We start from the raw sequence: 21,699 nt of genomic DNA, 5'->3' as shown, positions 1-21,699 counted from the left end.
AATAGCGAGTCGTGGATCGACGCAAACGCTGCGGGTTTGATCGACCACGCGGCCAGGCTTCTGGACAATCGTCGCTGTTCGGCCACTTTCTGCCGTTCGCCCGAGTCATGCGGTGGTCGTTTGAACGACCGGTCTATTCCGAACCCGCCCGATGCTCAGTGCGTAGTTGTCGGCCAAAGCCGACAACGGGCGGGCTGGGTGCGACGGCAGCAATATGGCTGGCTGCTGACGTTGGCGGCACTGAGCAGCCGGACGGCAGCTTGCCTTCGTTGCATGTCACGCGGAATTGTTCGGTATGCATTGCCCTCCAGGAGATTTCGCATTTCGTCTTCATGCTGTCGAGCTGCTATGAAGGATCCGTTTCACCCGTTCGCGCCTTTATCCGCCCAAACGTCTCCAATTCAAGGAACTTTGACTCATAGTGATATTCGGGAATCTTTCGCTTGAGCAGTTCGAAGAAGCTCCTATCGTGCGTCGATAAGATGATCTGACGGTCAAATTTTTTGGAGATAGTACGCAACAGGTCTATCGTAGCCAATACGTTAATTGAATCCATAGAATGAATTGGATCATCAATGAAGATGCATCCAACTGGCTCTCCATGCGCCTTCACATGAAGAGCGCGTGCCAGAAAAATGCTTAGGCTAAGGATGTTTACCTGAGCTGCACTGAAGTAAAGGTTAGGTGCGATGCAGTCGCCGGCCTCGTCCGAAACTAGGACGTGGAGACGCGGTTTTTCCCCTTCTGGGAACTCGCATGTGAAGCGAACCTCTTTGAAGTCCGGGTGTGGATCGATCTTCCTGTATATCGAATTGATTAAATCAGTAAAAAAGAAGCTACTGATTCTCGAATCCAACCTTTGGATGATGTGCGCGTATTCGGCATCAACTTTAGCGCTGAGAGCCTCATGCTCAGCCTTCTCAGTTAGAAGCTTGTCGAGTTGCTTCCGCGCTCCAATCGATTCGACATAGGGGAGCACGAGCTCCAATTGTTCGCCTAGCAGCACATATTGCCTAGCCAACCCTGTTGTTGTCTCTTTCTGTTGCGCATACATCGCGTTTGCGGAATTAATGCCTTCCACGATTCTTTCAGGCAGCCACGACGAATCGTACCTTGGCAGATGCGAGCCGATCTTCGATACGAACGTAGAAATTTCCGCATCCGCTTCAAGCCGTGAGCGTTGGTTCGATTGTTCCTCGCGCTCTAAGGAGGCCAAGTCTTCCGTGCGCGGGTTAGGCACCGTGACCTCCACCTTCTCTAACTGATCTCGCGCGTCCTTCAACTGCTGCAAAGCAGCTGCTGCTTTAGCCTGGCTCTCTTCCAGCATCTGAGCCACGTGCTGTCTTAGTTGTGCGGGATCGAGGGCACTTGACGAACAAACGGCCATCGATTCCTTATATACCTCGCTACCCTTAGCTTGGTCGGCCTTTGCCCTCGCCTCATCAATCGCTTGATTCAGCAGTTTCACCGCGTCTCTGCGGAGTTGGGCCTCATCCTCCGAACGAGAGAGGTCCGACTGTTCCTTCGCACGACGCTCGGAAACCTGACGAAGATCTTCTGCTAACTTTTGGCCAAGTTGCTCTGCGCTGAGATTCAGCACGAGCTGAGCTGAAGTCTGTACGCGAGGGGCCGCAGCTTGAATGTCGCGGTCGAGCGACTTTATTTCTAATGTGAGCGCGTGCAACTCCCGTTCGGTCTGTAAGACGCGAGCCCGGAAGTCAAGTACTGCCTTATCTTTTCTCCGGTTCCATTCCTCGATTAAGACGATGACTTGCTGACATGACTCGTCGAAGGCTGCCTGCGCGTCATTCTGCTTCTGGAGCGCGGCTGCTTCCAGTTGATTGAGTAAATGATTGCCCAGAATGTTGTGCAACAGGTCGTCGGGGCTCGCGTGTTCTTTCGTACACAGCGGACATTGATTCGAGGGCGTCTTCGCTAGGATCTCGCAGCCGAGTGACACCAAGGTCGCAAATTGGTCTTTTTGAGCATCGAAGGCTGCGAGGGCCTTTCCCGCCGCCACAAGAAGCTCAGCTCGTCGGGCTTTCTCAAGAACAGCTTGCCGGAGAGGAAGTACAGAAACGCCCTCTTCCGAAATGATGGTCAAGTCAACTGCGTTGATTGATTCTTCGGTGATCTCTAGGCCAATCAGGCTTTCGAGATTGCTCTTCTCCAAATCACGCTTCGCGGTTAGCACATCAAGACGTTGTTGGCGGTTGTCCCTTTGAGCCTGTCTTTCGTTGATAACAGCGCGCCCTTCGTCGAGATCACGATATATTTCGGGGGCCCGCTCTCGCAGAGCCACTAGCGCATTCGCATTGAGGTCCAAATCCTGCAACGACGTCTTGCATGTTGCGATGCGGAGTTCCCAGCTTTCAAGCTCCGCTTTCTTGACTTGAAGCTGCGCCTCCGACTCTTGCTCTCGTGTAGTGATTTGAGCAATTTGACTAAGCAGCTCTTCGAAAGAGGGCACTTTGCTCGACAAGGTCTGATGCCTTGTCGTGTCCGCGTGTGCTCGTTCAACGGACTCAGTCCAATGCGCGACTTTCTCTTTGAGCTTGGCGTAGCGAATCACAGCATGACGCCGTTTCTCGAGTTCGGACAATGCCTTGATTGCTGCCCCTCTCGTAGCCATGGAACCCGCTACAACAGGCAACTCGACGAGCGCTGCCTGCAAGGCGACCAGAAACCGCTCCAGGTCCGCGCTACTATTGTTCAGTTCGTGCAGCCGTTGCGTAATCAGATTGCGAAGATTGCGCTCGCTGTCCGCATCAAAGCTCTCTGATACCGATTCAATGCGCTCACCACGATCGACCAGACTCTGAATAGTCCGATTAACACTCTCGAAGATCCCGGTGTCGGTCTGTTTTGCGAGAACTTCTTCGTATCTTCGCTGCTCCTCGGACATACCCTTGAGCAGGATTGTCAATTCGCGCCTAAGGGCAACGAGATTGGCGCGATAGGTATCATCACTATCTCCGAAGTTTTGCATAAACCGGTCATAGCGCGCGTCAGGTTTCTCCTCTCGAAGGAATCCGTCGATGGCCTCTTGGGACAGGAAGATGCCAGCGACTTCCTCCATTCCGCGCACCGGTGCTTCGCGTTTGAAGAGATAGTCTCGGCTACCAGCGCGCGCCTTCGGCACATCTTTAATGACATCGCCGAATCCGATTCCTGTGACGGTCACTCGTGAAGGCGCAGACTCTGGGATCGCACGATTTCGCAAGATGTGTTGACGACGACTCTCCTGATTCTGAGCTCGAGAGATATTATCGTTTTCAACGCGAGTGTAATCGCGAACGAACCGTTCGATGTTGTTCGTAAGCGCCCACTCTACGGCATCGTAAAAAGATGTTTTACCGAAGCCGTTCGGGGCATAGATGGAAACAAATCGTGCAGGGTCGCCCAACGGAGTTGTGAAGTCAAAGGTCCCATCACTCTTCGTTTCATATGCGCGGAAACCTTCAATGATGACTTTTTTGATCTTCATGAGAGAGATCCTAGACGCTCGAGAAGTTCGTTGATGCGACGGCGCCGAACTTCGGACGAACGCTCTTTTCCATCGAGAGGAAGTTGCGAGGAGGTCGAGAGAAAGTCACGAAATCGATTCGAGTTCTCAAGCTGGTCATACAGTCCGTCCCCCACATCCGAAAGCTTAAGATCTTGTCCTAGTATCGAATTCTCCAGCGCCTCTCGCACGACAGCGTCAGACTCCGAGGCGAACGTCGGCCCTGCTAGTACCAGCTTTCTGAGCGCGAACCGATCGTTCTCAATGCGGTACTTCAGGTGCTTGTCCATCGCTGACGGTGTCACCAAGGCGAGGTAGATGTTCCAAGACGAAAATTCGTCTTGCAACGATGATTGAAATTCAACGGCGATTTCGTTGTTGATCAATCGCCAATGTTTTGCGCAGGTTTCATTGTCCGAAAAGCGAGCGACAAAGCAACTGATGAAATGCCTCGCGTCATCTGAATGGAAGAATGCAAAATCGACATCCGACGCGATGTTTTTCAGAAAACCGAGATTTAGATCATTGAGCAATAGATGCACGATAGGCCTCCGCTAGCAACTGCAAGACGATATGTTCATCAAGTCCGAGTTTATTGTCGTAAAGTTCTTCTTGCCGAACAATACAATCCATGTGAAGGCCATCAAGATGGAAAAGTTTCACCTTGCCGATTGGTTTACGTGGAATGCCGATGTCTAACGCCCCACTCAGGGGAAGACCGATATCCGGCACCACTCTGGATAGGTCTCTGATTGACCTGGTTTTGGCAGGCGACCCTTCGATCCGATTGCTAACGAGCACCAAGCCGTCATCAGCAAGATCACCAAGGTCAGATTGGATGATCCGTTCGACGAACGCTGTCCACTCGCCGTCGGAGCCACTGTATAGAAATCGACGTCGTGAACGTAGTGTCTCGATATAGTCCGCATCGACAACTTGTGGCCTGTCGAGCAATACAGACAGGGTCAGGTACTCTAGCCACGAAATCCAAAGCTTCCTGTCAAGCAGGCTGCATTCGGGATCCTCTTGAACTAACAGCCTCTTCCCAAAGGCGCTCAGGATTCCATTGGGGGTCGGAGAGTCAGTAGCGAGGTTCGTTCGAATAACGCTAAGAAGGACCGTTCGCAGACGTTGCAGCGTTGCCGGGCATTCGAAGCCTGGTAGCGGAAATGCTGCATCCGCAAGCCGAGAAAACGACAGCAAGAAGGGCGGCAAGATCGGAGGGAATCCATGCTCTCTGATCAAGTCGTCGAACGCAGGTATTCCGATGCAACGCAACCAGTTGTGTCCCTCTTGAAGCCGACCTTCCATCTCGCACTCGACCGCGACGAGAATCCAGCGCTTTGCGGCCTTGATATACACGCCACCGCCTGAGACCCCTCGAACTTCATCAACTGGCGCAAAGCTCTTTGTCGAGACATCGATCGACATCGCGCCGAAGCTCTCTATCTGCCCTGTGAAGAGCCGGAGCGGGTCGTTCAAATTGCGTCGAATTTCCGGAAATCCGACCAACCACATCGATTGCTCCATCTCGACCGACGTCGATGTCGCCGTAGGTTCCAGCGTCTGACTGACCACCACGATCACTGCAATATCGAGCATTGGGGAAACGATAAGCTGCCTGACTTCAATCTCGGTGCCATCCCGCAATTTCACGACAGTCTCGTTCGGCTCCATGAGCGACGCGACATTAGTCCGCTCTTTAAGCAGATTATGGCGCGCTGTCAGAACGTACGAGTGGTCGGCGCTGAGCGCTGTCACCAGCACGCCAGACCCATCGTTGACCATCACCGCCCGCTGATATATCTCTTCTGGTCCAAGCGCGCTCACAGTGTCAAGTCTCCTGTGAGCGCTTTTATGTTCCCGCAGGCAACACGCTCCTCCAAATTTGGAAAGACGTCGTCTCTGACTGCCCCGTAATTGAACAGTATCTCGCTATTCGGTTGCAATTCATTGATTCTGGCGAGGGTGGTTTTGCTCGGCAAGGCATGACGCATGCCATTGGTCGAAACAACGAATTTCTCGCATCGAATTAACGAAAGCAGTTCCTCGCTTGTGTTCGCTTTGCTGCCATGGTGCGATAGCTTGCACACAGAGACTTCTAGTGGGTTCTCTGACGATACGCCTAAATGGTCTCGAAGCGTCTCGCAGACTGTCGATGGGAGCGCGTCTCCGAGAAGTAAGACTCGATGTCCCTGCGTTTCGATGAGTACCGCTATCGAGCTTGCATTATGTACAGAAGTGTCTTCGACGAACTTGTCGTTGACCAGCAATTCGGAAAGCGATAGGTGGTAGTCTCTTGCCACGCCAGAAGTGAGCGAATCAGTTTCCTCCGTCTCCCACTTGGAAAGCAACCTGGTTAGCTGCTGCTCCGTCGGGGAAAGGATAAATATCTTGCCGTGCTTGAACGAGATCTCGCGGCCATCTACGAACCTTACTTGCCGACGCGAGGTACAGTGTCCATCCAAGAGGGTGTCGAACTCTACGCCCTGAGCAATGCTCGTAAGTCGGTCTTCAGGATCGTCTATCCAGATGTCCGATCCGTCAGGTACCTGCGTGTTGAAGGCTCGGGCAATTAATTTTCCCGAGTTGAACCAGACGTCATTCGCCATGACTGAACGGTACTTATCGTGCCGGCAAGCCTTCAATAGGCCGCCGATATGATCGTCATCGACATGGGTCACAATCGTGAGGTCGAATCGCTCGCCTCTCTGTCGCAGATCCTCCAACACCTCTTGCAACGGGCCCGCTGTTCTCTTCCCACCTTGGCGACGCTCGTAACACTCTGACGGGCCGCCGTCAATCAAGATCCGGAACGTTTCGGTGCCGACGCATGTCTCAATGACAATCGCATCGCCGTGTGCCGCTCTCAGGAAGCTTACTTTTAGAGTCATCAATAGCTCAGGTAACGTTATCTTCGGCGACCGTGTCAGAAGATCGCGTGTGCCTTACGATTATATCTTGGTCTACCCGACCTATCTGGCGACAAAGTAATCTCTGACACCGGCGACAAGAGAGGCCATCGACGCATTGGGGGTCCATGAAAGCGACCATAACGTACTTCAGCCGCCACGCTGGATCAGTGCGCTGAAGATTCATGCATCGTACAGGGGGCAAAGGTCGAACATGCCGCCGTAGAGCCGCTACAGCTTATCAAGGGCTCCGCACCGTCGGAAACCGGATGGCCGAGGTGGTCGTAACGGCGAATTTGCTGATTCAATCAGCGGGATCCGACACCACAAACGCTGACAAGATTCGCTATACGCCAAGCTGCCGACCTTGGACGCGAGCACCGTCAATGTCAGCAAAGGCTGACGACTTGCCGGCCGATATGCCGCGCAATGGCCCTTTCAGTTTTCAACCGGCCATAGGCCTCACGTTGGGTCGAGAGGCAGTTGTGGGTCGAACTATGCCGTTCAAAGTCACTTTGACGGCTCTCCCCAGGCGGCGATAGTTCAGGGGGTCGAATGACAAGCGCAAGGCCTGTCAGATAAGGATTGCTATTATCGCTGTAGCAAATCTGTAGCGCACAAAAACTCCCCACTTTGAGCGTCAGCCGGCTGCCTCGCGAGTTCCTTCTCGCGCGCCCATCCGCCGTCACGCCTTCTGGAGCGGATGCGACGTGTCTTCGTCGAGATCAAGACGTACGGTGTGGTTGTTGTACGGCGCGGAAGGCACGAGACGAGCGAGAGGTCAACTCGTCGCGCCCGAGAAGTCGAGGATGATCATGGAGACGGAGCGCCCTCGGAATCACTAAGTGGTGGCGATGAAAAAGTCTGATTTCCCTGTTTCAAGCGTCAGGTGCGCGCAGCTTTTGACGAAGAGTGGTGCTTTGCTCTTGCTTCTCTATCGCTCTCTGTCAAATCGGCAAGTCGTTGGTCTGACAATTGATCCGCCAGAATGCGTCGTTTTGTTGAAGATATCGTGAAAATGATGAAGAACGTGATGTCTATCGCAAGCATTGCATACGCGAAGCCCCCAAAGAGTCGCAGCGACGCCGCGCTCCCTGCTTTCACCTCTATGAGCCAGTTAGCGGTATGCAGCATGGCAACTGAAGCGATGAACAGGAACATGAAAATAATCAGGGATGTTGCCAATGATCCCAGATACCATGCGGACGACGCAGCCGCCCGAACCTTGAAGTAGTCGGCGGGCAGGACCAATTTTTGATGACCATCATACGACGTAGCCGCCTCGCGCGGCACGCTCCCGATGACGCGGGTAATGTCAATAAGTTGAGATAACTGCATCGCCCCTCCGTTACTTGTGACTGCCTTCACAATCTCAGCATTACAGAAGCTCAAGTTTCGCTTAGGTGCCGAGCGAGCTTTTTTATGATCACAGCGAGATCCGCTAGCAATATTGCGCCTTCTACCGCCTTCAGACAGCAAAACGGGAACGCGTCCCCTACCAGTAAAGCGAGTTCGCGCCACCCATGTGCATTAAGTAATTGCTTCAGAGTAACTGGTTCAAGCCAATGTATCGCAACAAGTCCCCGCGAAAAAAACTCCAAGGCAATCGCTGCTAATGCAACGATCCCATACTCCAGGGAAATAATGACCACATCAGTGGCGAACCGGCGAACGCTATTTTTTTTGCTTCGTGCAGCCGTCAAGACTCGCGGATCGTCTGACATGAGCAGATTCATTGGCAATGACGGATTGATTTATCGAATCATCATAGTCCTAACACTTGTAGCGGTCAAAAAACTTGGACCTGGTGCCATCGAAGTGCAGTGCTTACAATCGTGCGGCCGTTTTGAGAGACGTCGTGGCGAGAGTTGAAATCAACTTTTCGATCGCGTGATCTCAAGCGTTGCCACTCGCACGCTTTCACGCTGCCAGAACCGGTCTTTCGTCGCGGCCGCCAGCAATGATTTGGCCGTCGCCCCCAGGAAGACCAGACGATCGAACGCCCGTTGTAGCTGGCCAACAGCCATCCGGCCAGTTCATCGCGAAGAGCCGCAATGGGTCCGACTACGGTCCTCGGTCTCGCTGTCGAGCGGCCGTTCGCTGGGCGACCAATGCGACGGTTTGCGTTCCCCACTGACGAAGCCGAAGTCAATGCTGGGTCTGGTCAACTGTTACAAAAGGTCGAAGAGCAATCGGCGCGTGCCGGTTTTGACTACTCGGCCATCTCGCGCGATACAGCGTGAGCGCGCGCTCATTCCGACGCGCCTTGGATTGCCGTCCGGCTGCCCGCTCGACGGGCGAGAGTCGGCGGAATCCGGAGGCAGATTGGGAGGCAGACAGGGCTACGAACGACTGCTTCCGACTGCGGGCGACTGCGGTCCAGTTGCGCCAAGTCATTGATTTTTGGTAGAATAGGTACGCAACGATGTACCCTGATTCGCACTTTTAATCCGTTGGTCACAGGTTCGAATCCCGTACGGCCTACCAAAGAAATCAAAGGGTTACATGCCATGTGCATGTAACCCTTTTCTCGTTTACGATCAAATGTAGGCACCGTGTAGGCATTTCAGGTCGGCACGAATCAATCTCGATCCATTGAGCTGCATACGGCACCTCCCCAATTTTCCCCTCTTCGAGGAAAATAAGCCGCACGCTGATGCCCACTTCTCCCGTGCGGACCCGGGCTGAACCCCGATTGGACTTGCGTGCTGTGCAAATCGGTTGTCTGCTGCGCGCTTACACGGCCAAGCTCGAAAGCTGCGCCTGATTCAAAAACCTTTACTCTGGTCAAAGCTGGGTCTAGTCGAAGACTATCCTTGTTGCTTATACCGTCTGCTTCCCTTCGTAGAAGATGGCATCCAACATAGCCGCGCGAGCATGCCAAGCTTCCCGTCCTAGACGGTCAGAAGGCTCAGGGGACTGCCACCACGGCGACTCCATGATGCGAAGAACCACTTCTTCCCAGTACCGTTCGTAGTCAAGCTGATCGGACTTCTCAAGGCCAACGTCCTCCGCAAGCTTTCGCTTGTTCTGGGCGTCAACGCACAGAAAGATGTCAGGCCGTTTCATTGCAAGCAGTCTGGTAGCCGTTGCAAGACCATGACCACCGCCCGTATATGCCGCCAAATAGTGCCCGATATAGGCATCGTAATGCCCCTTGCTGATTTCCCCCTCCAGCGGAATCTCATCCAGGGCTCGCGAGTAAGCTTCGTTCCCAGCATTAATTTGACCTGCGAAAGTGCCTGCCCCTTTCATGCTGCCAAACCATGCCCAATTCTCGATGGCCTTCACTTTACTGGGAAGCCCAGCAATCCCTTTTCGTACTCCAAGGTCCATATCGTTGAAGTGGCTGTAAGTCTGGAAATATTCCCGAATCTCCTTAAGCAAGGCAAGCCGATCCTTGAATCCGTGATATTTGTCCTTCTTGACTTCAGCCAAATAATCCTCCCACTCCATTGACATCACTTTGGACTGCACTGCTGGTTTCGATGTCGCCCTGTCGCCGAAGATGTCCGCGACCTTTTTCAAGTCACGCGCTTTGAGCCTCCACAACTTACGATAGCTGTCAGCCTCACTCTGATGAACCGTCTGGGCCTCACACCAATACTGGGAAATGACCTCAGCTATTTCCTGCTTCAGTGTGGGTTGGCCGTCACTGCTACTGACGAGAACCGATAGCTCTGTATTCTTCGTCAAGGCTCCTACAGTAAGATTCGGACTACCAATGACAACCTCCCAAGCATCATCGCTCCAGAAGAGATAAACCTTGGGGTGAAACACTCCGTCAGGTTGCAGCATGAATCTCACCTTCTGCGACCCCACGAATTGATCGAGAACGTCAGGATGCGTTTGGTAGAAGTGCGTGCCAATGACGGCTTGGACAATCCGCTCTTCGTTTCGCACCAGTGACTTGAAGACCTCAGTTTCTCCCGACGCCCAAGCCGTTGCAATAGCGATGCAGGGATACTTCCCTACAAGCCGTTTCAGTTGCTTACTTAGTTCCGCACTCGTGCTAATGAGTCTCATCCGATCCTCTTATTTTCCTATCATGTCGGTCCGGTAGCGCCAGCCACACACCGAGAAAAAACGATCGCTCTCTGACTACCTCGCACTAGAAATGATAGGTCTTATTGCGAATCACGATTTTCCCGCATACTGCGAAACTTCCTCCTCCACGCGGGTCTGTGCATTATAGATACTAAAGGTACAAATCGCAGACCCGGCAATTGATATTACAAGAGAAACAACATGGAACGATGATGGATGCTTCCAGTCGCCCATCCATGCATATATGGAAATAAGCATAAAAATCAAGTTCCATGCCAGTGCGGCATGGAAGCACACCTTCAATCTCCAGTAATCCTGCCATTTTTGCAAGATACTGCTTTTATCTTTCTCTGGGAACAGCAGTTTCCGGCCTGACACTAACGACCAGCACAAAAGAGCACTAGGTATAGCGATCGCCCACTTGAATAGATCATCAGAGATGTTAACCCCTGACAAGAGATGATCGATCCTCTTTCCTAGGGCACACTGAATCGCAACTCCGGCAATCACTAATGGGAATTCTAGAGAAATAAAAAATGTCCGCGCGATCTCCAATATTATCCTCATGGATGCCTCATATCCCGTTCTGAGCTTGTTCGACGAAAATGCTTTTCAGCCTCTTCAGCCAAGTCATTAGGCACGGGCTCTTTCGAGAATAGGAAGGTTTTCTGGGCATCCGATGTACGGATAGTGACTTCCTCACCATCTTGCTCCCCAACAACTCGACCTGAGCCATACCCATCTGCCGCCATCAGTACAGCCGCATCACCAATTGCGACATCGAAGTCGGGTTGGTAATTGGAATTTTCCAAAATGCGAGTTACCAGCTCCGCAATTTTTGTCACCAGCCCTGCTCCAGAATCCTGAGTCTCTTTTAAAATAACCTCGGATGCATTTCGTTGCGCCACGTAGTTATTAAGAGACCCCCACAAACGGCCAAAAAGCGGATTGGGAGGATGAACTCGTGCCGATAGCTCGCGGATACGCTCAAGTCCTTGCAGCTTTACACCAAATGTACGGTAATCCGATACCGCCTCAACGGAACACCCGACAAAGAAATTTTCGTACGTTGCCTCGATAATTTCCTTGAATCTACGCGCAAAAACATCCGCCTCAACGTGATTCCAGACGTGCATGTATGCCAAACCCGAATATTTCGGAAGATATACAAAATTGGCGCTTGCAATAAGAAGATTCTGTGCGATGGCATCAATTTCGTGTCGATTCTTGGTATCAACTAGCTTTACATGCCCTTCATCGGAGAATTTCGAGAGTCGCCCAAAAATAAATGGAGAGTTCTCGCCTCGTTTGTCTAGAACGTTGGTAATAGTCCAGCGTGCCTTACCCACCGCGATCGTCGCAGCATTCGAGATGGCATCCATCAGACGTTCTTGGTCTAACGTCCCCATCTTGATTACCCGACCAAGATAATAACGGCCTCGTCGCATGATTTCGATTTATAATTTATTTTAATAAAAACTTTAAACCCATCGCTTCTCGGATGGGGGCATCAGTTTATCCGTGCAACGGCGTTAGCGGTGTCCACAGGCGTCACATTTGATATGAAAAATGCATCTCTTGGCGCTGCATTCACATCCGTTGCAGATATTGGACATTACTCCTTTGATAGTCGTGAAATCGGTAGCAGCCAAGCTGCTCACCTGTTCACGAGTTTCCCTTTATCTCGGTCATAGACCTTATTCAAAATCGTCCCATCTAAAATGCTCCGAACGGCCTCGTCGATAGCAGACAATGGCACCAAGAACCACTCCCGTGGACGTACCGGCTTACCGAAACGCGGAGGCAGAGTCATATCGAACTGTGCACCGGCAAACACCTTATGGAACAATCCCTCTACCTTCGTGCGACTGACTCCCGCCAGTTTGTAAGTCGCGACGACTTCAACTGGCGCACATAGGTAAGTCGGATCGTTTTCAGCACCGGCTATGCGGGTTCCGACCTTGCCGCCAGTAACACCGATCTTGTGGATGAACTGACGATATTGCGCAATGAGTGGCTCGTCGGACAGACTACGCAATACGTAGATCGTACCGCTCTGCACATCACCATCCTCCCACTCGCCGCTGAATAGCGGACCGACTTCGATTTTTCGCAAGCGGCGCGGTGTCTCGTCACGGTAGATCGCTTTCTGGAATGAGCGGAGCAATAGATCGCTTTCCGTTGCGTTGTCGTAAATAACGCGAAGCCGTGCATCTGGATTATCACCAACAGACGTTCGAATCGCTTCACCGCGATGGGCGATATAGGCAATTTGACCTTGAAGAATGAAAAAATCACCCTGCTGGATATTGGCTGTTTTGATTTCAGAGTCTCGGGCAAACGGTTGAGACTCCCAAGTGCCGTCCATCAGTCCGGCCTTGGCATCGTCGAATAGGGGCTTGAAATTGTCAAAGTCAATGCAGGGCGTACGGTCCGCGATTTGCTCGGCCGCCGTCTTTTCCGCGGAGGAACGAACATGCCGAAGTACTGTGATGTCGTCGTCACCGTTCGGCTCGACCCCAAGTTCCGCGAGCAGATCATCGTCCCCCAGTTGGTCCGGGTCGACGACGGCCTCGCCAGCCGGCTCTGCGAGGAGACCTTGGGTGTCGAACGTTGCAAGCAGAGCAAGCGCCGTCGTGTTGCGGCGTAGTTGATCCAGACGAACGGCGTAAAGGCGCTCGAAAATGTCCAAATCTTCACCGTGACGAGGCGCGTGTCCGTGCTGCTCGACGAAGCGCTGGATCTCCTCGAAACCGGCGATGATGCGTTCCTCTTGGGCCGTACGACCACCCGTTACCTCGACCTCAACCGAGATGCCCAACTGTTCAAGCAGATCGTCGTCGGACACGTCGTTCGGTACTTGGCTCTTTTTACGCGTTGCCATTGCCTTCCTTCCTCTTCTCGGCAGCCTTGAAGCGAGCAAGAACAGCGATGCCTTCGGCCATGCGCTTCTCCCACGGATCGGCGGCGTTGATGTCCGGCAGGCGACCACGATCATGCTTGAACGCCAGCGCCCGCTTCGCCAGGTCGCGCGCCTCCTCGATCGGAATGTTGATCTTGCGTGCCGCGATTACGGCTTGCACTTGCTTCAGGGTCTTCTCGTCCATCGCCTTCGCGAGGATTGCGTAAGCGGTGTCGAACGGGTTGATCCGGTCGATCAGGTCGATATCCAGTTCCTTGACGCTCATTGCAAACTGCTTCACCCCCTCAATGAGGGCAAGGTTCGCTTTCGGCGTGCCGTCGTCGGTGTCGCAGGTTGCTTCATCGGCGGCAAGCATTTCGACCTGCTTGGCCTTCTGTGTAAAGGCCAGTGCAGCGACCGCGTACTGACGCACGGCCTCCTGATCGTCCTCTTCCAGGTGTGGGTACTTCTCGCGCACGATCTTTCCCATTTGAAGGATCGTTAGTTCCTCGGGAATCGTGTTGTCGTGGTCGAACAAACCGCGTTCGAGCGTCTTGCTGTTCTGCACGAACGAGGCGAGCACTTCGTTGATGTCCTCGCGGCAGATGCGCGCAGCTTCCTCGGACTTCGGTTCGACCAGACCCTTGACCTCGACGTGCACACGCCCGTCGTCGTGGTTCACGCCGATGTTGAGTTGGCCGTCCTTGTAGCCGTCGGGGCCGTAGTCGAAACCTGGTTGTTCGCCGGCATTCTTGGGCGTGAACTCGAAGCGTGGGGCCAAGACCTGCTCCATGAGCAGGCTTGCGGCGATCGCCTTCAAGGTATCGTTGATCGCGTCGGCCACCATGTCCTCGGATGCATCCGGTTCGGCAATCAGGTTCGTGAAGCGTGCGGTTTCCTTGCCCGGTGCGTCGCGGGTGGCACGACCGATGATCTGAACGATTTCGGTCAGGCTGTTGCGGTAGCCGATGGTCAGCGCATGCTCGCACCAAATCCAGTCGAAGCCTTCCTTCGCCATGCCGAGCGCGATGATGATGTCCACGTGATCGCGGTTGTTTTTCTGCTTCGGGTCTTTCAACGCAGACAGCACAGCGGAACGGCCGTCGCCGTCGTCCACCAGATCGGCGACCTTGATCACACGGCCCCCGGGCAACTCGACCAGATGAAAGCCAGTTTGGGAATCGGTGCCTCTCCAGGTGCCGAGGCTGTCCATTATCTCCTCGACCTCTCGGTGCTTCCTTTTGAGGCTCTCGCGCGAGTTGACGTTCGGAATGTGCACAATCGTTTTCAACGACGGATCGAGCACACCCGTGATCGAGTCCAGGTACGGGCCGGTGTAAAAGTAGTAGCCGATGTCGAGCGATTTCAGGTACTCGTAGCCGTTCAACTGCTCGTAATAGGTGTACGTCACCGTCTCGAAGCGAGCTTCGTCGTCCGGTGCGAGCACGGCTTCAGCGTCGCCGCGGAAGTACGATCCGGTCATGGCGACCATGTGTACCTTATTCCGCTGAATCAACTCGGTCAACTGCCGGCCCAGGATGTTGTCCTGGTCGCTGCTGACGTGGTGGAACTCGTCCACCGCGATCAACCGATCGTCGAACGCGGCCGGCCCAAGTTCCTGGTAGGCAAACCGGAACGTGGCGTGCGTGCAAACCAGCACCTTGTCGTCGCTGGTAAGGAACTCGCCGACGGCCTTGACCTTGGACGGAGCCACCCTGACGTCGTCAGCCCCGGGCGCGTTACACAAGTTCCACTGCGGCCTCACGATCCAATCGGCGAAGAAGCCGTACTTGGACAGCGGTTCGTCGGCAAAACTGCCCCCGATCGAGCGCTCGGGCACCACGATCAACGCCTGCTTGATGCCCTGGTTCGCCAGTTTGTCGAGCGCGATGAACATCAACGCACGCGACTTGCCGGAGGCCGGCGGCGACTTGATCAGCAGGTGTTGCTCGCCCCGTTTGGCGTAGGCGCGTTCCTGCATGGGACGCATACCCAATGCGTTCGACTTGCTGGACGCCCCTGTCCGATCCGTTTTGATGGTAACAGTCGGAATCGAATAGCGTTTGGTCTCTTCGTTGCTCATTGCGCGGTCTTCCCTGCTCGAATGGTTTTCTTGGCCGGCTTCGCTCCCGCCGCAGTCATCTTCGTGTACTGGTCAAACAGTTTTTCCAGTCGCTCAGTGTCGTTGCGGAACCGGCGCCCGATGTAGACGCGTTCAAGCACTTCGTCGTTTCGTTCATGGGCGCGGCGCAAATCCTCCGGCATGTTGTCCGGGTCGTAAAGGTCGGCGATCGTCGCCGGAAAGTGCGCTTCTCGAGCAAGCAGGATGTTCTCCGCACATTCGGTCAGATCAGTTTTGTTTTGCTCCGTGAGTGTGGGGACCGGAAAGGTGTTCCAACCTAACGTGTTCGAGTAGCGATACCGGGTTTCGAGCTTGCCACAGACGGTTGCAATCCAAAGGAGATGGAGCTTCGAGACCAGCAACGCCATAGTCCATATCTCTGCACCGAATACGCCGAAGGCTCCATCAGCGACAATGGCACCAGCTTGAAAATATGAGATAGGTAAATATTCGCGTCGCTCAGATGAGTGACGCGGGACCAGGATCACGGTTTCATTATCTCGCTGTCGAACTTGCTGGAAAGCATACGGAGTCGCGGCGCCATCTTTCGTTAGTTCCTTCGAGCTTTCTGATCGCATCTTGATAACCTCATCAGTGCGACTCTTGATCAACGGTATGGACATCGCATCGGCGGACTCACGGTCTTTGATCCATAGGCAATATCTAAAATCGCCGTGGATCGTGTCTTCTGTTCCAATAAACGGTCTAATATACGAGGCCGTACGAGAATCCTTGCGGGCAAAATCGCGTGCTTCCTCTGGGGAGAGAATGAGGTGGCCGCCATCAGCAGGTTTGCTTCCATTGGTCATTTCCTTGATTTGAGAAATGACGCCGGATCGTGCATCAACATAAACATCACGGTACGGGATTAGGTACGCATTGATATTGTCAACGTCGCGACGTTTGATCCCATCTGCACCCAGGTCCTCATAGAGAGCGACGCTTCCAGGCGATTTCCGAGCCAATCCAACGATTACGACTGTAACTCCTGCGTTGTTTGCCGCGAGATTTGCCCACTTGAACGAAGTGTATGCGAAATTTATTCGCAAGGACTCGCCTAGGATCAGGGGCCAAAGGCGAGAGACTTGCTCTCCCTGCATAACAGAATTGGTGCTTACGAAAGCACATGCAGATTGTGTGGCCTTTGCATATTTTGAAAACTGCATAAACCAGCCGGAGACATAGTCCAAGGACTTCCAGCTAGATGTTTCGTTGGCAAATAGAGTTTCAAGGTCGGCTTTTCGACTCTCTGCCTCTCGCTTTAGGCGTTCCTTGGTTTCTGCACTTGCACCCTTCGGCGGCTTAACTGTGGCGCCGACATATGGCGGATTTCCGCAGATGTAAGTCTCACCACCTTCGTTCGCGAAGTCGATTTCGGACTGGTCGAGTGGCGTCTCGAAGAGGTCGTCCGCGACGACCTTTACGCCCGTTCCCGTCGGCGGGCAAAGCGCCAACCAATCTAGGCGGAGAGCATTCCCACAGGTGATCCAGTTCTCCGCTTCGAGCGGCAGAAAGTCTTGCACCGCCTGCATTTGACCGCGGTACAGAACGTCACATTGGTATTCAGCGATGATGAGTGCAAGGCGCGCAATCTCTGCCGGGAAACTGCGGAGTTCGATGCCTCGGAAGTTGGTCAAAGGGATAACGGATTTCAAGTCGGCCGGTTCTTCTCGACGCCGATTGATCTCGGCCTCGATCTCGCGCATCTGCTTGTACGCGATGACCAGGAAGTTGCCCGACCCGCACGCCGGGTCAAACACGCGGATGCGTGCCATACGTTTGCGCAGGTTAAGCAACTTCGCTTTGTTATCGCCCGAGGCTTCCAGTTGCGCGCGCAGATCATCGAGGAACAGCGGGTTGAGTACCTTCAGGATGTTCGGCACGCTCGTGTAGTGCATACCGAGAGAGCCGCGTTCTTCGTCGTCAGCGACCGCTTGGATCATCGACCCGAAGATATCGGGATTGATTTCGTGCCAATCCAGTTGGCCGGCGTGGAGCAGGTAGGTGCGGGCCATGCGCGTGAAGCGCGGTACGTCGTTGCTGCCGCCGAACAGGCCGCCGTTCACATACGGGAAGGCATCGGTCCATCCGGGGATTTTTGCTTCCGCACGCGCGTTACCCTTGGTCGGTACGTTCATCGCGTGGAAGATCGTGCGGATCACGTCGTGGGTATTGCCCGATGCCGCGTCGCTCATCCGATCGACGGTCTTGGTGAACAGGCCATTGCTGCTGAAAATCCCCGTGTCTTCGGCGAAGAAACAGAAGATCAGGCGGCCCATGAAATGATTCATGTCCTGCCGACGCTCATCCGTCGCCCAATCCGGGTTCTCGCGCAACAGTTCCAGGTAAAGTTTGTTCAGCCGGCCGGTCGCCCGAACGTCGATCGCGCTGTCCTTGATTTCCTTGATCGTCGAGATGCCCGCGAGCGGCAGGAAGAAGCCGAAGTGGCCGGCGAACTTTGCGTACTCGCAGGCGATCGTTTCGCCGTTCGCCATGTCCTCGGCTTCGAGCGTGTCGCCGTCCGTCGCCAGGATGAACTTGACCTTGCCTTTCGTGGTCTGCGGGCTCGCGCGCAACGCGTTCAGCGTCGCATTGACCTGGCCGGATGCGCAGATGGCGAGGTGGATGTGGCTGCGTTGCAAGACACCGCCAGGCACGTCCGATTTGTTGGTGTCCCCTTTGCGAAGACGGGCGATCGTGGTCTCTTTGTTACCAAACGCGGCCAAGAAAGCAAAAGGGAATTCTTGAGTGTCACAAGGGGACTCTGCCAGCTCGGAGACAGCGGCTTCGATTTCAACTGCGTTCATGTGTGTGGCTGCTAGGGTATTTATCCGCAATTATGCCAATAGATATTGGGGGCAGATAAACAAACTTGCTGGTGATCGGCTGCGCTAGGGCGCTGTCACACTGCCTCGGACGTTCTGAACAGGGCACTGACGTACAAATACGACAGCAATCGCCTGAAAATCGATCAAACCCAGAAAAATTTCATCGATATATCACCGACGTGAGCTTACCACTCGGTATGCCTGGGCAACGCCGCTTGCTCTGAATCTTCACGAGGCTGATATATGACCCATTCCCTTTCCTGTCCCCGCTGTGGTTCGCAGCACATCACTACTCGCGACTACGCCCGTAAGGCCGGCGGATCCATCGGCGCTGCGGCCGGGGCTGCTGGTAGCGCCGCCGCCGCACTCGGCGGTGCGGAAGCTGGCGCGGCCCTTGGTCTGATTGCGGGCCCGGTCGGCTCGATCTTCGGTGGATTAGCCGGAGGTTTGCTGGGTGCTTTGTTCGGCGGTGCGGCCGGTTGTGCCGCCGGTTCGGCCATCGGTGAGCAGATCGACTCGCATCTCGACAACTATGAATGTTCGGCATGCGGCCATGCCTTCAGCCAGCAAAGCACGACCTAACCGACCTCGACGTTTCCGCTGTTCCCCTTTCACGCGTGATGCCTACTACAGCCCTACCGGGCTGTAGTAGGCATTTTTGCTTTCTGCTTCCCGTTATCTATCAGGAGATTCTCAAATGCACCTCGTTTCCAGCATGGCCTACGTCGGCGAAACCCCGTGGCATGGCCTCGGCAATCCACTCGCACCGAAGCAACCGATCGAAGTCTGGCAGAAACAGGCCGGCATGGACTGGACGATCGAATCCGCCGACGTGCGCTATGTGTCGGGCAGCGCCGGCACGAACCTCGGCTCGATCCACGCGTTCCCCGAACAGAAAGTGCTGTACCGCTCGGACACGAAGGCACCGCTGTCCGTCGTCTCGTCGCGCTATCAGGTCGTCCAGCCTTTTACTATCCTGGAGTTCTATCGCGACCTCGTGGACGCGGGCGGCTACGAATTGGAGAGCGCCGGTGTCCTCAAGGACGGCAAGAAACTGTGGGCACTCGCCCGTACTGGCCAGTCGGTCGCGCTCAAGGGCAAGGACACTGTGAATGGCTATCTGCTGCTGGCAACTGCGGCAGATGGAACGATGGCGACCACCGCGCAGTTCACTTCCGTTCGCGTGGTCTGCAACAACACGCTCTCGATTGCGCTCGGCGACAGCTCGGGCGCGATCAAGGTGCCGCACCGTTCGCAGTTCGACGCACAGGCCGTCAAACGCCAGCTCGGCATTGCCATCTCGTCCTGGGACGGCTTCATGGCCCGCATGAAAGCCCTGTCCGAATGCAAGGTCAACGATACCGCAGCCGAAACCTTCTTCCGTCGTGTGCTGACCTATCCGGTCGGCTCGGGCCAGCTTGCTCCGGCCACCAACGATTCCGCAATCAAGGCTGTGCAGACGCTCTATACAGGCAAGGGCATGGGCGCGACGCTCGCCTCGGCATCCGGCACTGCATGGGGACTGGTAAACGCGATTACGGAATTTGCCGATTACCACCGTCGCGCGCGCAGTGACGATAACCGGCGCGATTCGGCCTGGTTCGGTACGGGCGCGACTCTCAAGCAGAAAGCCTGGGACGAAGCCTTGCGGCTCGTGGCGTGAGGCGCGGAGGCCGTCATGAACGAAACCGGAATGCTTCCTCACGAGGAAGACGCTATCGCTCATCTGCGCTCACGCGGCTACGCCGTGGTCGTGTGGACGCCGGCCGAACTGCGTGGAGCGCGCGCCAGCGTGATCGAGGACATCGGCATTGAGCGCATGTCCGATGCGATCGGTATGCTCGCCACCGAACCGCTGGACGAGGAGTCGGGCTAACGCCACCTCCGTTGCCCCATCACTACCGCATACGGCCCGGCCGGGATCGCTCCCGCCGGGCCCTTCTGCTTTCTGGAGGAATGAAATGCCTTTACCTGAATCAGTCGGGCGTGGCCGGCATCGGCCTGCGTTACGGCTTGTCGACACGAAATCACTCTCGCGCGAGGACTGGCTTGAGGTGAGAAAAACCGGGATAGGCGGAAGTGACGCGGCCGCTGCCGTGGGACTCAACCCGTACAAATCTTGCCTCGAACTCTGGCTAGAGAAAACGGGCCGGGATCATCGGAGCGCGTGAGCTGGATGCACGACGCCGTGCGGCAGGTTTCGATCAGGCCGCACTCGATGCTGCTGCGCGTGCTGGATTCGCCAATGGTGCATTCGAGGACAGTATCGAAGAAAGCGCCGCTGTTGCCGAAGAGTTCTATCCGGAGGAGTCCGGCGATGGCGGTAGTCACGATGCTGGTCGCGTCAATGCCACGGTGACCAGTACGCCTAGCCTGAAAGACCGGCTGGATCAGCGTGCCGCACTGCTCGGCGGGAAGGCCGCATGATCCGTCGCGTGGCGCTCGTTCTGGCAGTCGTGACAACGGGCACCGCCATCTGTATGTCGGTACTGGCCGGCTGGCAGCGCGGCGGGTGGCTGTCGGAACGGCTCGTGTGGGTCGCAGTCGGCATTGTGCTGGTTGCTGGCGCACATCTGCTTCCCACACTGTGCCGGTCAGCGCCGCTCGCCGTGCGCGGTGTCGGTACGCTGCTGTGGCTCGGCTGCATGGCGGCAGCCTCATTCGGCCACGCGACGTTCTTCCTGCTGTCGCAGTCGCACGCGGGCGATGTTCGGGTATCGCCATTGGGGGACGCCAATACGCCCGCGCATCGCAGTCTCACCGCAGTCATGTCGGATCGCGCATCGGTGACGGTGCAACTGGCTCAGGCCAATGCGCACCGTTGTGTCGGTGACTGTCCGCTACTACGTGGGCGCCGTGCCGGACTAGCCGCGCGATTCGATGCACTGGATGCCGAGGCCCGCGAAGTCCGGCGGGCGCAGGCCGTCGAAGATCGAGCCGAAACGCGCCGCGATGTGGTTCGCGCCGATCCGGTCACGCTCCGGCTCTCAGCGCTTTGTGGGTTGACGGTCACAAAACTCGATCTACTGGCCGGGCTGGCGTTCGCCGCCATCCTCGAAAGCATGGCCTGTCTGCTCTGGTGGCTCGCATTACTTCCACGCACGACTACCGGGACGGCACCCCGTCACGAAGCCGTCGCTTCGGTCACGCCGGAACGACTGAACCCGCCTTCGGCAGTCATGCCCGCCGTTTCGTCCGAATCACTGCCCGCTGTCACGGCGACGACGGAACCGGAAACCGACCTCGTGAAGCTCGTTCGCGACGTTCAGGCTGGCATCGTCAAGCCCACCGTTACCGGCATCCGCCTGCATCTGCGGTGCTCGCAGGCCAGAGCTACGACACTGCGCCGCCAGCTCACCGACCTCACGCCGTAATCCGGGCGC

Annotated in this window: 16 protein-coding genes and 2 pseudogenes; 6 read left to right on the top strand and 12 right to left on the bottom strand. The window is 55.3% G+C overall.

Going from position 1 to position 21,699, the window contains the following annotated elements; all coding sequences use genetic code 11:
* Nucleotides 1-346: 346 nt before the first annotated feature.
* From LPA36_RS01465 to LPA36_RS01410, 12 genes are all read right to left on the bottom strand, one after another.
* The gene (locus tag LPA36_RS01465) at nucleotides 347-3,487 is read right to left on the bottom strand and encodes a hypothetical protein (RefSeq protein ID WP_228874367.1); all 3,141 of its coding nucleotides are present in this window, start codon (nucleotides 3,485-3,487) and stop codon (nucleotides 347-349) included.
* On the bottom strand, nucleotides 3,484-4,047 hold the full coding sequence (locus tag LPA36_RS01460) for an ABC-three component system middle component 1 (protein ID WP_228874366.1): 564 nt from the start codon (nucleotides 4,045-4,047) through the stop codon (nucleotides 3,484-3,486). Before LPA36_RS01460 ends, LPA36_RS01465 begins: the two co-directional genes overlap by 4 nt.
* Nucleotides 4,028-5,335: an ABC-three component system protein gene (locus LPA36_RS01455; RefSeq protein ID WP_228874365.1), complete on the bottom strand. Its 1,308-nt coding sequence runs from the start codon at nucleotides 5,333-5,335 to the stop codon at nucleotides 4,028-4,030. The genes LPA36_RS01460 and LPA36_RS01455 overlap by 20 nt, the downstream gene beginning before the upstream one ends.
* Nucleotides 5,332-6,399: a ComEC/Rec2 family competence protein gene (locus tag LPA36_RS01450; protein WP_228874364.1), complete on the bottom strand. Its 1,068-nt coding sequence runs from the start codon at nucleotides 6,397-6,399 to the stop codon at nucleotides 5,332-5,334. The genes LPA36_RS01455 and LPA36_RS01450 overlap by 4 nt, the downstream gene beginning before the upstream one ends.
* A gap of 903 nt (nucleotides 6,400-7,302) precedes the next feature.
* Nucleotides 7,303-7,755, bottom strand: coding sequence for a hypothetical protein (locus LPA36_RS01445; RefSeq protein ID WP_228874363.1), 453 nt, complete (start codon nucleotides 7,753-7,755; stop codon nucleotides 7,303-7,305).
* A gap of 50 nt (nucleotides 7,756-7,805) precedes the next feature.
* Nucleotides 7,806-8,141, bottom strand: coding sequence for a hypothetical protein (locus LPA36_RS01440; protein ID WP_228874362.1), 336 nt, complete (start codon nucleotides 8,139-8,141; stop codon nucleotides 7,806-7,808).
* Nucleotides 8,142-9,240: 1,099 nt separating this feature from the next.
* Nucleotides 9,241-10,443 carry a phospholipase D family protein gene (locus LPA36_RS01435; RefSeq protein WP_228874361.1) on the bottom strand — a complete coding sequence of 401 codons (1,203 nt, stop codon included), beginning with the start codon at nucleotides 10,441-10,443 and terminating at the stop codon, nucleotides 9,241-9,243.
* Between the two features lie 111 nt (nucleotides 10,444-10,554).
* Nucleotides 10,555-11,031, bottom strand: coding sequence for a hypothetical protein (locus LPA36_RS01430; protein WP_228874360.1), 477 nt, complete (start codon nucleotides 11,029-11,031; stop codon nucleotides 10,555-10,557).
* Complete coding sequence (locus LPA36_RS01425) at nucleotides 11,028-11,846, bottom strand: hypothetical protein (RefSeq protein ID WP_228874359.1); 819 nt, start codon at nucleotides 11,844-11,846, stop codon at nucleotides 11,028-11,030. The genes LPA36_RS01430 and LPA36_RS01425 overlap by 4 nt, the downstream gene beginning before the upstream one ends.
* Before the next feature lie 275 nt (nucleotides 11,847-12,121).
* A complete protein-coding gene (locus LPA36_RS01420; protein WP_228874358.1) occupies nucleotides 12,122-13,348 on the bottom strand; it encodes a GIY-YIG nuclease family protein in 1,227 nt (408 codons plus the stop codon).
* Complete coding sequence (locus tag LPA36_RS01415) at nucleotides 13,335-15,449, bottom strand: DEAD/DEAH box helicase (protein ID WP_228874357.1); 2,115 nt, start codon at nucleotides 15,447-15,449, stop codon at nucleotides 13,335-13,337. Before LPA36_RS01415 ends, LPA36_RS01420 begins: the two co-directional genes overlap by 14 nt.
* A complete protein-coding gene (locus tag LPA36_RS01410; RefSeq protein WP_228874356.1) occupies nucleotides 15,446-18,295 on the bottom strand; it encodes a class I SAM-dependent DNA methyltransferase in 2,850 nt (949 codons plus the stop codon). Before LPA36_RS01410 ends, LPA36_RS01415 begins: the two co-directional genes overlap by 4 nt.
* A 264-nt stretch (nucleotides 18,296-18,559) precedes the next feature.
* Here LPA36_RS01410 and LPA36_RS01405 point away from each other — a divergent pair, with 264 nt between their 5' ends.
* The 6 genes and pseudogenes from LPA36_RS01405 to LPA36_RS01380 all read left to right on the top strand — a co-directional run bounded on the left by LPA36_RS01405 (nucleotide 18,560) and on the right by LPA36_RS01380 (nucleotide 21,690).
* Nucleotides 18,560-18,898, top strand: a complete 339-nt coding sequence (locus LPA36_RS01405) for a hypothetical protein (RefSeq protein ID WP_228874355.1) — start codon at nucleotides 18,560-18,562, stop codon at nucleotides 18,896-18,898.
* Between the two features lie 115 nt (nucleotides 18,899-19,013).
* A complete protein-coding gene (locus tag LPA36_RS01400) occupies nucleotides 19,014-19,979 on the top strand; it encodes a DUF932 domain-containing protein (RefSeq protein ID WP_228874354.1) in 966 nt (321 codons plus the stop codon).
* A 15-nt stretch (nucleotides 19,980-19,994) separates the two neighbouring features.
* Nucleotides 19,995-20,192, top strand: coding sequence for a hypothetical protein (locus tag LPA36_RS01395; protein ID WP_228874353.1), 198 nt, complete (start codon nucleotides 19,995-19,997; stop codon nucleotides 20,190-20,192).
* Between the two features lie 85 nt (nucleotides 20,193-20,277).
* Nucleotides 20,278-20,472 (top strand): annotated as a pseudogene (locus tag LPA36_RS01390) (YqaJ viral recombinase family protein); the annotation flags it as partial.
* A pseudogene (locus tag LPA36_RS01385) lies at nucleotides 20,471-20,743 on the top strand (phage capsid protein); the annotation flags it as partial. The pseudogenes LPA36_RS01390 and LPA36_RS01385, both read left to right, overlap by 2 nt.
* Nucleotides 20,740-21,690, top strand: a complete 951-nt coding sequence (locus LPA36_RS01380) for a hypothetical protein (protein ID WP_228874352.1) — start codon at nucleotides 20,740-20,742, stop codon at nucleotides 21,688-21,690. The pseudogene LPA36_RS01385 and the gene LPA36_RS01380, both read left to right, overlap by 4 nt.
* Nucleotides 21,691-21,699: the final 9 nt, after the last annotated feature.

Source organism: Paraburkholderia saeva (assembly GCF_907164555.1).
Classification (GTDB): domain Bacteria; phylum Pseudomonadota; class Gammaproteobacteria; order Burkholderiales; family Burkholderiaceae; genus Paraburkholderia; species Paraburkholderia saeva.
Note: the sequence above shows the minus strand (reverse complement) of the source record. Positions and strands in the feature narration are given on the sequence as shown.

Coding starts and splice junctions, on each gene's coding strand:
- LPA36_RS01465 (WP_228874367.1), bottom strand. CDS start 3,487: ATGAAGATCAAAAAAGTCATCATTGAAGGTTTCCGCGCATATGAAACG.
- LPA36_RS01430 (WP_228874360.1), bottom strand. CDS start 11,031: ATGAGGATAATATTGGAGATCGCGCGGACATTTTTTATTTCTCTAGAA.
- LPA36_RS01440 (WP_228874362.1), bottom strand. CDS start 8,141: ATGTCAGACGATCCGCGAGTCTTGACGGCTGCACGAAGCAAAAAAAAT.
- LPA36_RS01415 (WP_228874357.1), bottom strand. CDS start 15,449: ATGAGCAACGAAGAGACCAAACGCTATTCGATTCCGACTGTTACCATC.
- LPA36_RS01420 (WP_228874358.1), bottom strand. CDS start 13,348: ATGGCAACGCGTAAAAAGAGCCAAGTACCGAACGACGTGTCCGACGAC.
- LPA36_RS01405 (WP_228874355.1), top strand. CDS start 18,560: ATGACCCATTCCCTTTCCTGTCCCCGCTGTGGTTCGCAGCACATCACT.
- LPA36_RS01445 (WP_228874363.1), bottom strand. CDS start 7,755: ATGCAGTTATCTCAACTTATTGACATTACCCGCGTCATCGGGAGCGTG.
- LPA36_RS01450 (WP_228874364.1), bottom strand. CDS start 6,399: ATGACTCTAAAAGTAAGCTTCCTGAGAGCGGCACACGGCGATGCGATT.
- LPA36_RS01410 (WP_228874356.1), bottom strand. CDS start 18,295: ATGAACGCAGTTGAAATCGAAGCCGCTGTCTCCGAGCTGGCAGAGTCC.
- LPA36_RS01395 (WP_228874353.1), top strand. CDS start 19,995: ATGAACGAAACCGGAATGCTTCCTCACGAGGAAGACGCTATCGCTCAT.
- LPA36_RS01400 (WP_228874354.1), top strand. CDS start 19,014: ATGCACCTCGTTTCCAGCATGGCCTACGTCGGCGAAACCCCGTGGCAT.
- LPA36_RS01435 (WP_228874361.1), bottom strand. CDS start 10,443: ATGAGACTCATTAGCACGAGTGCGGAACTAAGTAAGCAACTGAAACGG.
- LPA36_RS01380 (WP_228874352.1), top strand. CDS start 20,740: ATGATCCGTCGCGTGGCGCTCGTTCTGGCAGTCGTGACAACGGGCACC.
- LPA36_RS01425 (WP_228874359.1), bottom strand. CDS start 11,846: ATGGATGCCATCTCGAATGCTGCGACGATCGCGGTGGGTAAGGCACGC.